Genomic DNA, 346 nt, shown 5'->3' on the forward strand with positions numbered 1-346 from the left:
CTGAACCTTGCGCTCGGGCGGGAGCGTGATGGCTTGCAGCGCGGTCAGGTCCTCATCGCTCAGGTAGTGCTTGGCCTTGAACGCCTCAACTGCGGTGGGGTCAGCCAGATCGACGGTCTGGAGTTCCTTCAGACTGGCGAACTCATCGTAGTTTTGCAAAATGTTCTCGACGCGCAGGTACTCGCCGAACAGCTTGGCGAAGGCCTTCTTGTCGGCTTCTTTTTCAATGGCAGCAGGGTCTGGGAAGCGCTCTTCCAGCTCTTTCACCACCTCCATAAAACCACGCCGCGCCTCACCCGTGGCTACATCGGTGAAGCCTTCCATGTACTCCTTGTAGCTCTTTTCC

Annotated in this window: 1 protein-coding gene; it reads right to left on the minus strand. The window is 57.5% G+C overall.

Annotated elements, in window-relative coordinates; translation table 11 throughout:
- Positions 1–346: type I restriction endonuclease subunit R, EcoR124 family (locus tag FLQ03_RS18915; protein ID WP_420855669.1), on the minus strand; the 346-nt coding region annotated here is incomplete at both ends.

This window comes from Vogesella urethralis (assembly GCF_007644045.2).
Classification (GTDB): Bacteria; Pseudomonadota; Gammaproteobacteria; order Burkholderiales; family Chromobacteriaceae; genus Vogesella; species Vogesella urethralis.